Annotated in this window: 9 protein-coding genes and 1 CRISPR repeat array; of the genes, 2 read left to right on the top strand and 7 right to left on the bottom strand. The window is 61.0% G+C overall.

What is annotated here, in order from left to right:
• Nucleotides 1-41: 41 nt before the first annotated feature.
• Both IPM49_07140 and IPM49_07135 read left to right on the top strand, forming a co-directional pair.
• Nucleotides 42-605, top strand: a complete 564-nt coding sequence (locus IPM49_07140) for a hypoxanthine phosphoribosyltransferase (protein ID MBK9274298.1) — start codon at nt 42-44, stop codon at nt 603-605.
• Nucleotides 602-1,174: an adenylate kinase gene (locus IPM49_07135; GenBank protein MBK9274297.1), complete on the top strand. Its 573-nt coding sequence runs from the start codon at nt 602-604 to the stop codon at nt 1,172-1,174. The genes IPM49_07140 and IPM49_07135 overlap by 4 nt, the downstream gene beginning before the upstream one ends.
• A 116-nt stretch (nt 1,175-1,290) precedes the next feature.
• Here IPM49_07135 and IPM49_07130 read toward each other — a convergent pair whose 3' ends face one another.
• The 7 genes from IPM49_07130 to cas5c form a co-directional block, all read right to left on the bottom strand.
• Nucleotides 1,291-2,724 carry a T9SS type A sorting domain-containing protein gene (locus IPM49_07130; GenBank protein ID MBK9274296.1) on the bottom strand — a complete coding sequence of 478 codons (1,434 nt, stop codon included), beginning with the start codon at nt 2,722-2,724 and terminating at the stop codon, nt 1,291-1,293.
• A gap of 1,116 nt (nt 2,725-3,840) precedes the next feature.
• Nucleotides 3,841-7,702: direct repeats of the CRISPR family, unit length 37 nt; unit sequence GTTTCAATCCGCGCCCGACCCGAAGGTCAAGCGATAG.
• Between the two features lie 193 nt (nt 7,703-7,895).
• A complete protein-coding gene (gene cas2 / locus IPM49_07125; GenBank protein MBK9274295.1) occupies nt 7,896-8,186 on the bottom strand; it encodes a CRISPR-associated endonuclease Cas2 in 291 nt (96 codons plus the stop codon).
• Between the two features lies 1 nt (nt 8,187).
• Complete coding sequence (gene cas1c, locus IPM49_07120) at nt 8,188-9,222, bottom strand: type I-C CRISPR-associated endonuclease Cas1 (GenBank protein MBK9274294.1); 1,035 nt, start codon at nt 9,220-9,222, stop codon at nt 8,188-8,190.
• Complete coding sequence (cas4, locus tag IPM49_07115) at nt 9,222-9,842, bottom strand: CRISPR-associated protein Cas4 (GenBank protein ID MBK9274293.1); 621 nt, start codon at nt 9,840-9,842, stop codon at nt 9,222-9,224. The genes cas1c and cas4 overlap by 1 nt, the downstream gene beginning before the upstream one ends.
• A complete protein-coding gene (cas7c, locus tag IPM49_07110) occupies nt 9,842-10,747 on the bottom strand; it encodes a type I-C CRISPR-associated protein Cas7/Csd2 (GenBank protein MBK9274292.1) in 906 nt (301 codons plus the stop codon). The genes cas4 and cas7c overlap by 1 nt, the downstream gene beginning before the upstream one ends.
• A 4-nt stretch (nt 10,748-10,751) precedes the next feature.
• Entirely contained in the window at nt 10,752-12,530 is a 1,779-nt protein-coding gene (cas8c, locus tag IPM49_07105; protein ID MBK9274291.1) for a type I-C CRISPR-associated protein Cas8c/Csd1, read from the bottom strand.
• Complete coding sequence (gene cas5c, locus IPM49_07100; protein ID MBK9274290.1) at nt 12,527-13,192, bottom strand: type I-C CRISPR-associated protein Cas5; 666 nt, start codon at nt 13,190-13,192, stop codon at nt 12,527-12,529. The genes cas8c and cas5c overlap by 4 nt, the downstream gene beginning before the upstream one ends.
• Between the last annotated feature and the right edge of the window lie 6 nt (nt 13,193-13,198).

Raw genomic sequence — 13,198 nt, 5'->3', positions numbered from 1 at the left:
CGCGCCGGCACCGTTGCCTACCTTCGCATCCCTTTCCCCGCATGCCCGAGCCTGCCACCGCCGCCCGCGTCCGCCTGCACGACAAGGATTTCGTACCGTACATCCCGGCGGCCGACCTGGATGCCGCCATCGACCGCGTGGCCGCTGCGCTTCAGGCACGCTACGCCGGCAAGCGACCGCTCTTCCTGGGCGTGTTGAACGGGGCCTTCTTCTTCGCCGCCGAGCTCATGAAACGGCTGGAGATGGAGTGCGAGATCACCTTCATCAAGGTGGCCAGCTACCACGGCACCAGCAGCACCGGCACCGTCACCCAGCTCATCGGCCTCAGCGAACGGCTGGACGGCCGCCACGTGGTGATCGTGGAGGACATCGTGGACACCGGCGGCACCATCGCCCACATCATGGACGCGCTCTCCGGCCTGCACCCGGCGAGCATCAGCGTGGCGGCGCTGCTCTTCAAGCCGGAGGCCTACTCGCGCCCCTGGCCCATCGAGCATGTGGCGCTGCGCATCCCCAACGCCTTCGTGGTGGGCTCCGGCCTCGACCACGACGGATTGGGCCGCAACCTGCCAGGCATCTGGCGCATCACCGAACCCACCCCATGAGCAAGCTGAACCTTGTGCTCTTCGGCCCCCCGGGCGCCGGCAAAGGCACCCAGAGCACCTTCCTCATCGAACGTTACAAGCTGGTCCACCTCAGCACCGGCGACCTGCTTCGTGCGGAGATCAAGGCCGAGAGCGAACTGGGCGTGCAGGCCAAGGAGCTCATGGACCGCGGTGAGCTGGTGGCCGACCACATCGTCATCGGCATGATCCGCAACGCCATGGAGGCCAACCTCGAGGCCCGCGGCTTCATCTTCGACGGCTTCCCCCGCACCAAGGCCCAGGCCGTGGCGCTGGACGAGATGCTCGCCTCCAAGAACGAACCCATCACCCACATGCTCGCCCTCGAAGTGCCCGAGGCCGAGCTCGTGCAGCGGCTTCTGGGGCGTGGTGCCACCAGCGGACGCACCGACGACCGCGACGAGGCCGTCATCCGCAACCGCATCCGCGAGTACGAGCAGAAGACCGCGCCGCTCAAGGACCACTACGCCGCCCAAGGGAAGTTCACCTCCATCGACGGCGTGGGCAGCGTGTCCGACATCACCGCCCGGCTGGTGAAGGCGATCGGCTAAGGACGGAAGCCCATGTGCACATGCCCACATGAGCACGTATGCACATGTGACCATATGCACATGTGCACATGGGTGCTCCATACCCTGGGTCCGGTTCACCTCCAGGCGACGCGCCTTCACTCCTTCACGAACCGCACGGCCTGAGCCCGCTGTGGCGTGCGCACCTCCAGCAGGTAGGTGCCGGGCCGCAGGTCGGCCACGTCCAGCAGGGCGGGTGCAGAGCCGCGCGCGCTGCGCAACAGGCGACCGCTGAGGTCCAGCACGCGCAGCGCGGCGGTGCCCGCAAAGCCACCGATCAACAGGCGGTCGCGCGTGGGGTTGGGCATCACCGTGAGGGTGCCCACGGCCTGTTCCTGCAGGCCGGTGCTCATGTCCACGCGGAAGGTGGCCGGCGGGGTGACGATGGGTGTGTTGAAGTCGAAGACGATGTGTGCGATGTTGTCCACCTGGTCGCCGTTGGTGAGCTGTGTGGAGGGCCGCATGCGGAAGCGCACGAAACCGTGGCTGGCGGGCTCGTTGCTGCCGCTGTCGGGCAGCAGGATGGGGTCGAAGATGAAGTGGAGCACACCGTCCAGCATGTACCACTGGCAGGGATGGCTGCTGGAGAGGAACTCGAAGCTGTTCCACTGCAGGTCGTCGCTCAGGGAGTCCAGGATCACTACGCGCTCGGCGGGATAGGTGCCGGTGTTCTGGAAGCGGATGGTGTAGGTGAGGGTGATGGCGTCGGCCTGCACATCGGCGGGTGTGGCGGCGGGGATGTCCAGCAACTTGTCGTTGGGGTCGTAGGCGCCCACCACGGTGTCGGTCCACAAGGTGGTGTTGTTGGAGGGCACCGTGTCACCGGCCACCGGATCGATCACCGCAGTGTGCTGCACCGGTGTGCCCAAGGGGACGGTCGCGTCAGTGTGCAGGGTGACCAGCACCTGGCCTTGCGCGCCCAAGGGTAGGGTGCCGAGGTCCCAGGTGGCGCTGTTGCCCACCAGGGTGGTGGGAGCGGGGCTGCTGCCCACGAAGCTCTGGTCGGCGTCCACGGCCAGCTGCAGGGTGGCGGGGAGGCTGGTCGTTCCGAAGTTGCGGTAGGAGAGGATCAGGTCGTTGTTGAAGCCGGGGCGCGGGGGGACGGCGTAAGCGCTTACCTGCAGATCGTTCACCCCGGGCAGCAGGGTGTGTGCGAAGTGGTTGGTGCTGTCCACCTCGCCCAACGCCACGAAGGTGGCGGTGTGCTGTGCCGGGGCTGAACTGATGAGGTATGGATAGGTGCTGTTGGGCTCGATGGTGTAGGTGCCGGGCTGGGCGCCGCGCTCCCACCATCCACCGGCACCGGCCGGCACCAGCGCGTTCATGGGCTGGATGAGCACGCGGCCCCAGGGGAAGGCGGGTTCACCGGCATCCAACAGACCATTGCCGTTGTCGTCGATCGCGTGGCGACCGGCGATGGCGGAAGCACTGCCCGGACAGTCGGAGTTGAGAACTGTACAGAAGACCGTGTCGCCGACCTGCCAAAGGAATGGTCCTGTGAGAGACTGGACCGACCCAGGAATATCTGGCACGCAATTCACTCCATGTTGCACAGTCAGGGTGAGTAGGCCATTCGGAAGCGCAGGTAGACAAAGTTCATCAATCACCTCAATGATCAAATGAAGTAATGTCGGCGGAAGTGCGGGTAAGGGCGAAGACGCGTATCCGCTGATCGAAAGTTGGGTCAGCTCGAGCGGCCAGGACAGATGATCATAGCGCCCATAAGTCGTAGCAAGAGCATTCACAATGGATCCATCGAGGTCAATACTGATGTTGTGCATGTTCCCATTGATGTAAAGTAAGCCGCATTCCCAACCTGGAAGAGATATATTTGTTGTATCAATTAAATTGCTGGATAAGCTAATGCTCATTGAATTAATATATCCAGTGAATGAATCGCATGAGATACTTCGGAAAGAGTTGATTGATAAATTCTCAATTGAATCCGAAATGGACCCAATATTGACATCAATTCGACCGGTAGGTCCACCACCAATGCCAAGGTACTGCAACGAATGATCGATCGATGGAAGGTTGACCGATGCGATGCCCTCTCCGCAATGAAGGTTCACTTTCTTTATTGATATCGGCATGACAGGTAGATGGAAAAAGGTTGTCTTGTCGGGCGCCATTACATGGTACGTAATAAACAGAACATTTAGAGAATCAAGATATTGAATACCTTGTAAATCGATGACCAAGGTGTCTGAATTGAGATCAGTTCCAGACCATAGCACCGAATCACACCCCGCGATCCCTGCATGCGTGGTGTCCATGATGCCGTTGGCGTCCACGATGCCGGGGATGCTCTGGTTCAGCCAGGCGCGCACCAGCGTGTCGGGGATGAAGACCTGGGCGCGCAACGCGGTCGTGGTCAGCAGCAGGCAGCTCCACAGGACAAGGCGGCGGATGGTGGTCATGGCATCAGGGGTTCGGTGAATGAAGGTACGCGTGCATGGGATAGACGAGATGACGCTGCAGAGGGCTGCCTCGAGGTGGAGCGGTCGATCGTTCCCGACCAGCCGCCCCGTCCGGAAATAGTGAAGCGCCCTCCGTCGTTCGGCTTATCTCCGTGGCGCGAAGCCCCGTCTGCCGCATACCCCGTCATCCGAGGGTCCAACCGAGTGCGCTTCGGGGGGAAGGTAGGGAGAGGACGTGGTTGGCTTTGTTAAGGTCGAGCGATAGCAGCGGGTCTTCGTGCTCGCTCTCGGAGGTGCTGGTTTCAATCCGCGCCCGACCCGAAGGTCGAGCGATAGTTCCACGCGGTACTGTGGCCGCGCCAAGTTGGACAGGTTTCAATCCGCGCCCGACCCGAAGGTCGAGCGATAGGGCCATCCTTGTGCGGTCCACGTTCGCCCGTGCGCGTTTCAATCTGCGCCCGACCCGAAGGTCGAGCGATAGGCCGGTCGCCCAGCCGCTCGCTGTACTCCGCATAGTTTCAATCCGCGCCCGACCCGAAGGTCGAGCGATAGCGCCTGTCGTTGTGGGACGCCCTGCTCACCGTGGCGTTTCAATCCGCGCCCGACCCGAAGGTCGAGCGATAGTGCCAAGCGGCCGGACCGGCGTTCGTCGGGTGGTGGTTTCAATCCGCGCCCGACCCGAAGGTCGAGCGATAGTGTGCGAGATCCCCAACTGCGGCAGGACGACCGCGTTTCAATCCGCGCCCGACCCGAAGGTCGAGCGATAGATCAGCCTCGGCGTCCGTGGTGCCGCCCGGAAACTGTTTCAATCCGCGCCCGACCCGAAGGTCGAGCGATAGTTGGAGCTCTACGCGCCGTCCTACCTGCAGCTGGTGTTTCAATCCGCGCCCGACCCGAAGGTCGAGCGATAGAGCGAAGCCCCGCCACAGGGGCGGGGCCTCACCGGTTTCAATCCGCGCCCGACCCGAAGGTCGAGCGATAGTGGTCATCGTGGGCGCCCTTGACGTATACGTGCTGTTTCAATCCGCGCCCGACCCGAAGGTCGAGCGATAGAAGGCGGCGTGAGGCCCGGTAGCTGCCGGAGGTCGTTTCAATCCGCGCCCGACCCGAAGGTCAAGCGATAGTCCAGGCAGTACGGCAGCACCCGCACGGCCGGAGTTTCAATCCGCGCCCGACCCGAAGGTCAAGCGATAGTTCGTCAACGCTCGCACAGCGTTTGCGGGCCGGTGTTTCAATCCGCGCCCGACCCGAAGGTCAAGCGATAGCCTCTTCTGGGGTCGCACCCTTGGCGCTCGTCATGTTTCAATCCGCGCCCGACCCGAAGGTCAAGCGATAGCATTGCCCTCGATGGCCTCGCCCCATTCGTTCACGTTTCAATCCGCGCCCGACCCGAAGGTCAAGCGATAGGAGCCCTGGTACGGCTCCGACACGGTGCCGACGCTGTTTCAATCCGCGCCCGACCCGAAGGTCAAGCGATAGATTCGTCCTTTAGTGACCACCAGGTCTGCGACGCGTTTCAATCCGCGCCCGACCCGAAGGTCAAGCGATAGAGACGTTAAGTGGAGCCGTGCGGTCGCGGTACGGCGTTTCAATCCGCGCCCGACCCGAAGGTCAAGCGATAGCGAAGGCTCACGAGTACATCTTCCTGTTGAGTAAGTTTCAATCCGCGCCCGACCCGAAGGTCAAGCGATAGTCCACGTCCTGTTCGGTGTCGCTGCCGACATGATGTTTCAATCCGCGCCCGACCCGAAGGTCAAGCGATAGATCAGCCTCGGCGTCCGTGGTGCCGCCCGGAAGCTGTTTCAATCCGCGCCCGACCCGAAGGTCAAGCGATAGACGGTGCGGGTGGTGGCATCGTCAAGGATCTCGCGGTTTCAATCCGCGCCCGACCCGAAGGTCAAGCGATAGCAATGGTCGCCGTGTAGCCGGTGCGGATGACGGTGTTTCAATCCGCGCCCGACCCGAAGGTCAAGCGATAGCTCGTTCTCCAGGGCGGCGCTCTCCACGTGCTTGTTTCAATCCGCGCCCGACCCGAAGGTCAAGCGATAGTGCTCACGATCGACCTGGCCCGCCCGGTGATCCTGTTTCAATCCGCGCCCGACCCGAAGGTCAAGCGATAGGGATGTGCTGGCAGTTGTAGCCCCCCAGCAGGTCGTTTCAATCCGCGCCCGACCCGAAGGTCAAGCGATAGCTGCCGCACGATGAGCTGGTGTGGTGGCGCATCGTTTCAATCCGCGCCCGACCCGAAGGTCAAGCGATAGCACATTACCGGCTTCCTTGCCACGGAGGACAATGTTTCAATCCGCGCCCGACCCGAAGGTCAAGCGATAGTGCCGTCCGGGTGGTCCCGGCCCTGCAGGCTCATGTTTCAATCCGCGCCCGACCCGAAGGTCAAGCGATAGAGGCCGGCCTTCTTCGGAGAGCGGTCGTCCACCACGTTTCAATCCGCGCCCGACCCGAAGGTCAAGCGATAGCTCCTTTTCCGGCTGCGCTGATGTCCTGGCAAGGGTTTCAATCCGCGCCCGACCCGAAGGTCAAGCGATAGGCCACATCGATGTGGTCGGTGGGGTCCACCTCCAGTTTCAATCCGCGCCCGACCCGAAGGTCAAGCGATAGGGGTGTAGGCGGCCGTGCCGGTGTCCATCAGGAAGTTTCAATCCGCGCCCGACCCGAAGGTCAAGCGATAGTAGTCCTGGGTGGGGATCGTCACCCCGCACTCGTCGTTTCAATCCGCGCCCGACCCGAAGGTCAAGCGATAGTGGCGGACCCGAAGCTCATCTTCGCCGCCGCCCTGTTTCAATCCGCGCCCGACCCGAAGGTCAAGCGATAGCCCATCTGCGGCGCGGACCCGAACCCCAGAGAGGAGTTTCAATCCGCGCCCGACCCGAAGGTCAAGCGATAGCATGCCTTCGTTGAGGGCCATGGAGGCGATGGTGTTTCAATCCGCGCCCGACCCGAAGGTCAAGCGATAGGCCCAGGGCCCGCTCGTTCATCTCCAGGGTGATGTTTCAATCCGCGCCCGACCCGAAGGTCAAGCGATAGGTGCACAGGGCACGCCAGTAGCGGTCGCCTTCCTTGTTTCAATCCGCGCCCGACCCGAAGGTCAAGCGATAGACCTGTACGAACTTGGCCAAGAGTTCCACGGCCTGTTTCAATCCGCGCCCGACCCGAAGGTCAAGCGATAGAGCGCGCGGGCTCGTAGTCGTCCTCGGTGTCGAAGTTTCAATCCGCGCCCGACCCGAAGGTCAAGCGATAGCCCAAGCCGCGAAGCAAGGCCAAGGGGTACTACGTGTTTCAATCCGCGCCCGACCCGAAGGTCAAGCGATAGCACCGATGCGCAGGTGGCGGCCTTCACCGGCCTGTTTCAATCCGCGCCCGACCCGAAGGTCAAGCGATAGGCCGGAAGGTGTTCTACCGTACCGAAGACGAGCAGTTTCAATCCGCGCCCGACCCGAAGGTCAAGCGATAGACCATGCCGCCACGCCCACCGGCAGGCCGGCCACGTTTCAATCCGCGCCCGACCCGAAGGTCAAGCGATAGTTGAGCCGCCCGGTACCGGGTGGGAGTTGTACCAGTTTCAATCCGCGCCCGACCCGAAGGTCAAGCGATAGGGGTGCGAGAGGCCATGATGAGCGTGTTCTGCAAGTTTCAATCCGCGCCCGACCCGAAGGTCAAGCGATAGGCAGGGCGGTGAGCGAGCTACTGTCTGACCTTGGTTTCAATCCGCGCCCGACCCGAAGGTCAAGCGATAGCGCGGTGCTGTGGGCGATGTACCGGAACGCCGAGTTTCAATCCGCGCCCGACCCGAAGGTCAAGCGATAGTGTAGGCGCTGAACAAGCTGTGCCCCGTCTGCGGTTTCAATCCGCGCCCGACCCGAAGGTCAAGCGATAGGCTGGTACGGGAGACGGAGGAACTGCTGGCCGCGAAGTTTCAATCCGCGCCCGACCCGAAGGTCAAGCGATAGCCGGTTCCCGAGCGGCAAGCTTTCAATCCGCGCCCGACCCGAAGGTCAAGCGATAGCGCGCCTGTTCGGTCAGGACCACGGCCGCGACGTTTCAATCCGCGCCCGACCCGAAGGTCAAGCGATAGGCCGCCTTGTTCAGCCGGCTTGCACCAAGCTGAACAGGACGTACTTGCGCGAAAGTAGCTCAGCCGTACCCGGATCAACGTAGCGGGCACAGCGTTCGTTCCCCAAACCGCACTCGCATTGGCTTGCACCGTTGCGCGGATCGCCTGACTTTTTCCGGTCACTTGAGGTTCGCGCAGAGCGCGTCGCCTCAAGTTATACGATAAGCGGCTTCTCGAAGTCGGTGCTCCTGAAATTCCCGAATTGCTTCACCCGCAGATGCGCCGGCTCGGTGAGCCGGTAGAACCTGAGGCTGTCCTCCAACTCGTCGATCTCGGCCAGCAACTCCCGCTCCAACTGCTCGTACTGCATTTGGTCCACCTCGAACTCGAATACGCTCTTCTGGACCCGTTGCCCCATGCGCTCGCAGATCTTGGCCACTCTGCGGAGGCGCTTCCGGCCACCTGCGGTTTCGGTCGACACGTCGTAGGTGGCGATGATGAGCATGTTACTTCGATAAGTAGGGGATATAGCCTTCCATCTCACCGCGGATGGTCCGGGCCAGGAAGCGTGCCTGCAGGAAGGGCAATAGCCCGATCGGTGTTTTCGTGCCGGTGAGCGGGTGTTGCACCTCTTCCTGTTTGCGCTCCTGCCAGGCCACCACCACCGTCTTGCGCCCCTTCTCGGTCAACGAGACCGCCCCACCTTCCCGCGTTTCAAAATCTCCTGCGTTCACTTGGCCACGGTTGATGAGCGTTAGCGCGAAACGGTCCACGATGACCGAACGGAACTCTTCCTGAAGGTCCAAGGCCAAGGCAGCACGGCCTGGGCGGACCGTGTGCAAGAAGCCGAGCTGTGGATCGAGGCCCACGGCTTCCAGGGCGCTGCGGCAGTCGTTCATGAGCATGGCGTAGAGGAAGGAGAGCAGAGCATTTGTGCGGTCCAGTGGCGGACGGCGGGTGCGGCCGTTGAGCGCAAAGGCTTCGCGGTGTTGCGGCTTGATGATGAGGGGAAGCACACCGAAGTAGTTCTTGGCCGCTTCGCCTTCGAGGCCGCGCACGGTATCCACGTCGGTGGCGTGTTTCAGGTTGCTCAAGGTCTGGGCGAGGCTCAGGGCCACGGCATCGAGCTTGGCGATGTCGTTCGCATGGTCGGTTTCCCGAGCCCCGCGCAGCAGTACGGTACGGCTGTTCTTGATCTTGCCCGCGATGATGGCGCGTGCTATTTCCAAGATGGCGGCCGGGTCATCTGCTGTTTTGTATTGGGCCTTGCGCAGCAGGATGTTGCCGCTGATGCCGCCTTCCAAGCGCGCTTTGAAACGGCCATTGAAGTCGAGCAGCACAAGGCTTTTGCCCTCGTCGGCCAACTTGTGCATAAGGGCAGGAGAGACCATGACATTGCCGAAGGTGACCAGCCCGGCCAGGTGGTGCAGGGGCACTTGCAGCTTCTTCACCTTCTCCACGTCGATGCGGACGGTGGCGTTCTCCAAATGCGCGTAGGCATTGGGGGTCATCACGTAGAGGGTGTTCTCCAGATGGTGCATCAGCTATCGATATCAAAGAGCGTATCGCGCAAGCGCGCTTGGGCCCGCTTGTCATCCAGCACATCGGGTTGACAGATCTCCTTCAAGGAACAGTGCTCGCAGCGATCATCGTTCACAGGCGGTGGCAAGCGGCCTTCTTGAATGCAGGTGCGAACGGCCTCGGTGGTGACTTCCACCAGCTTGCGCAGGTCGGCATCGATGTCCACATCGCGACGCCTGCGGCTGCTGGCGTGGTAGATCGCACCTTGTGGTACGGGCTTGACCAGCATTTCCTCCAGGCACATGGCCTGTGCCGCTAGTTGGATGTCGTCGTGGGTGTGTTTGCGCTTGGGCCCATGCTTGAACTCCACCGGGAACACGCTGCCATCCGGGTAGAACTCCACCAGGTCAGCCTTGCCGATGAGGCCGATGCGGTCGCTCCACAGGGGAAGCGACCGCTCGACTTTCACACCCTTCTTCAGCTCGTACCCCGGCTCGTCCACCAGCGCATGCACGGCGTTGCCGCGTGCGGTATGCACGTTGTCCGCGAACACCTGCTCCACATGGATCAAAGCGCACTGCCGGGGGCAGTACATCCAGTGTTGCAGGGCGGAGATGGGGATAGGGTCGAGTGCTTGCATCAAGCCATTTCCATGGCGACAGATTCGTACACGCGCTCCAGTTTCACGCCGTTGGGCATGTTGGCTTCGTTGATGGTCACATCGTAATCGCTCCAATCGCGAGCGATGTCGACGCCGTCCTTGCGCTTCACATGGATACGGCTGAACAGGTCATGGGCGGGTGCGTTGCCCAGGTCGCTGTCGTGCTTGAAGACGTAGAGGCCGCGTGTGGCCATCTGGCCGCGCGCTGCCGACCGGTCATGTTCGAACATGCTGGTGAGCGCCTGCCAGAGCAGCTTGAGGTCTTCTTCGGAGAAACCCGTCTGCTTGGCGAGGAACGAGGACACGAAACCATGCGCTACATAGACACCGTAGGGTACGGTGTGTTTGCGACCCATGGTGCGGTTGTCGCCTTCCTGCTTTTCCGCCTCTTCCTTGGTCGCTACCGCCATCCGTGTTATGGAATGTTCCAGCGCGACGACCGGGTCAATGGAACGTGCGAACGTGAGTTGCACAGGTCCACGAACTTGGCCGCAGTTCACGCCTGTGGACATCACCGCGCCGAACGTGCGTACGTCGAAGAAGTTCTTGCACATCCAATTGCGCGCGTTGTTCACCTCGTCGCCGCCCCCTTTGCGTTTCTTCTTGTCGTCGCCATCAGTCTTCACGCCGATGGCTTCGTAAGCGCGTTCGTGCGTGAGGTTGAGCACGGCCTTCTCCTTCACGTAGATCTCGTACGGCGTTTGTTCGCCTTTCACAAGGCCGACGTAGTTCCGCACCTTGCGCTTGAGCGAAACATCGGTCACGAGGCCGTGGCCTGATTCGGCGTCGAGGCGCGGCAGGTTGCCTGCATCCGGGTCGCCATTGGGGTTGCCGTCCTTCACATCGAAGAGCAGGACGAAGTCGTAGCGGTTCTTGAGTTCCATGGGGTCAGTTGTTTGAAGGTTCGTTGGATTTGTCGGAGTTTGGGAACAGGGCTTGGCGCTGGTGGTAGTAACCGAGCGCAAAGCGGGCCTGCGCGGGCAGCGGCAGATGGCCGGGGAACTTGTCCAGCCCATCCATGATCTCGCCTATCAGCTTCTCTCGATTGATGGCTGTGCCTCTGTTTTCCATCTTCGAGATGTGATGATTCTTCATTCGCAGCAGCGTGGAGAATACGGTGGCCGGCGTGCTGGATGCCGCGCCGTAGTACCGGTCTCGGATGGTGGCATTCAGTCGCGTTGGCCAAAACGCATCCTCTTGTGTCTTTTCGAGCGCGGCAAAGAGGCGGCCCAAGCGGTAGGCGTTGTCGGGGTTGTTCGGGTCGAGCATGGCGGTGAATTCAGGTTGCGGTTCGTTGGCTGTTTGGTTGTTCAGGCGGATGGTTCGGTTGAGGCAGGCTTTAAGGAGTGCGGCCCGTTCACGGGGCACATTTTCACTTCCTCGCTTCTTGTCCCGTTTCGATTGCTCTGCCCGGCAGCGCATTACCGCAGCCGAGAGTAGAACTGGGGGGTATGGCAAGTCCCCGACTATGCACCGTACGAGGTCTGATGCCAAGCCATCTGGGATGTTCTCCTTCTCGCCACGCACGGCAATGGAACGGAGCAAGCGGCTTATTGAGTAGTGGATAGGCGTTTCCGTGACCTGCAAGTCCTCGAAATGTTGGAGCAAGCGCTTAGCGAGTGCCAACGATTCTGCTTCCTGATAGAAACGGATAGAGACGCGAGCCTTGGCCGGTGCCGCTACGCCAAGCACATGAAACGTTGCCGTAGGCTCACCAATGGTGAACCTTCCGCTCCGCGCTGCATTCAACATGGCCTGTAGTGCTTTGGTCCCGCGCTCCGGGTCGTCAACCATGATCTCCCCAAAGAGGTCCTCCATTTCGTGTTGCTCACTGGCCCAGAAGACAGTGGTAGCATCAGCGATCTGTAGCCTCTGATGGTCTGAGGTCAGTAATCCATTCAATGCCGTGGTGTACCCGAACGATGCTTCCTTGCTCACCGGCGCGTTCTCTCCTTTGCGCCCAGCTTTACCGTATGATTCGAATGACCTCTTGTTGAATGAGATGATGTTCACTCCAGCTGGCTGGCCACCTAAAATGGGCTTGATCACCGTTTCGTTCAAAGCGAGCGGGACATTCTCAGCACCTGTCACGAGGCAGTTGCCCATGACCTGCCTTTCACTAGTGCCATTCGTACGCTTCTGCTCATAAGCAGTGCGAACAGCACGTCGGTTGTGGACTGGTTCCACGTCCCCATGTAGTTTGAACGCAAAGACAAAATCGCGCTCATCGAAGAGTTCCTTCAAGTTGAAGCGGGTCAACAGTTCATCTCTCGAACCGGGTCTTTCGAGCATCAACCGAGTGAATGACCGTATGGCAGACACACCTTCGTCCTGGGTGCCAGGGAACCACTCATCGAGCGTAGCGACAAATGATTCCACCTTGGTCCGGCCCTTTCCTGCACCACCGAGAACGAAGCTGCCGTTGTCCCAAAGCAGGTTAGCGTCCTTGCCGCTGTTGGTGTGCTTCAATGCCTGCTTACCGATGTGAGGTACCAACATCTGATGTGCAATGGCCTTCCCTTTCACTTGGTCTTGGATGCACTCCACATTGGTGCAATTCCCTTGCTTGTCCAGCACGATCAAATAGTCCACACCACGGCGCACCCATCCTTCGGGGGCGAGATTCTCCGCGCGCTTGTAGTAATCGTTAAGTGCTTGCAGGATCATGCGCGTACGGTGTTGTGGTTCAAATCGGGAACGAGCATGACACCACCAACGACTTCGGCCTTGAAGAACTTGGGCTGCGGGTCGCTGGGGTTCGTGAAGTCCAGGTCGTGCAGCATGTAACCGAGCTTTTCGTCCATACCGATGGGTGCAGGCTCCTTGGCCGCATTCTCCACCAGTCGGAAGTGTGCGGCGAACTCACGGCAGCCGAGGTAGGGCTGGTTCACACACTGGCCCTTTGCTGCGCGCCGCTCGAACATCTCCTCGTATTTACGCGCATTGCCCTCCTTGTCCTTGTCACGCAGGAACTCCAGGTCGGCATGAAGCCGATAGGCCACATCCCGCAGGAAGAGTCCGGCGCGTTGCTGTCGGTCGTCCTCGATATAGAGGCCAAGGTCGCCGCGACCGGTCTTCATGGCTGTTTCCACATTGCGGGTGCTTACCACGCTGGCCACTTCGTTTCGCCTCAAACTCATCCAGCGAATAGGTTTGAGCACTTCCACTTTGCGCACATGCCAGCGGATGGCGGGTTTCCACAGGATGGACTCGAACACGGCGCGTGCGGCGGAGGGTGTGATCACATCGTAGCTCACACGCTCCACCTTCATTTCGGGGCGGGTGAAGCAGGCGTAATCGCCGGTCACTTCAAGGCAATAGGTCTTCATGGCGGT

This window comes from Flavobacteriales bacterium, assembly GCA_016715895.1.
In the GTDB taxonomy this organism is placed as follows: Bacteria; Bacteroidota; Bacteroidia; order Flavobacteriales_F; family PHOS-HE28; genus PHOS-HE28.
The sequence above is the reverse complement of the archived record's forward strand: the minus strand, read 5'-3'. Positions and strand labels throughout refer to the sequence as shown.